This window comes from Phenylobacterium hankyongense (assembly GCF_003254505.1).
GTDB lineage: Bacteria > Pseudomonadota > Alphaproteobacteria > Caulobacterales > Caulobacteraceae > Phenylobacterium > Phenylobacterium hankyongense.
The window spans coordinates 1-478 of record NZ_QFYP01000007.1 but is presented as its reverse complement, the minus strand read 5'-3'; the positions used below and the strand labels follow the sequence as shown (position 1 = coordinate 478).

At 59.2% G+C, this 478-nt stretch carries 1 protein-coding gene; it reads right to left on the bottom strand.

All coding sequences use genetic code 11. The features are described from left to right. Window positions 1-227 precede the first annotated feature (227 nt). Window positions 228-478, bottom strand: a 251-nt coding sequence (locus tag DJ021_RS18445; RefSeq protein ID WP_133255062.1) for a chlorophyll a/b-binding protein, incomplete at its 5' end; no start/stop codon positions are given.

The window sequence follows — 478 nt, the reverse complement described above, 5'->3', positions numbered from 1 at the left end:
TTTTTTTTACACGGGGATTCGATTCCTTTACAGAAAGAAACATAAGAGCATTGACGGCGCATTCTGTGGAGTGGTACATGCCAACAAGAAAGAGGAAGAAACGAAAAAAGTGAGGGGCGGGCGGGGAATTCGAACTTGGCCGGCGTCTTCCGTCGTCTCCGACCGATGTGATGCCTATCAGTCGTCGTTCTCTAGCTTCTCTCTGCTTCTCGCTCTCCCTCCGCTCATTACGAGGACGAGAAGGTATCGATGATGGTGGTGTGCAGAGGGTCGCTCAGGTGGGTGGCCCAGTTGTTGAGTGGCCCCTTGCCGGTGGCCGCCGCCTGCACGGCGAAGCCGAGGAAGCCCACCATGGCGAGGCGGGCGTGCTTGATCTCGGCCAGCTGCAGGGTCGCCTTCTTCTCCGGGTCGGAGGCGAGGCCGAGGGGATCGAAGAACTGGCCCCCGGGGTAAAGCCTCTTCTCCGGGTCGAGCTCCG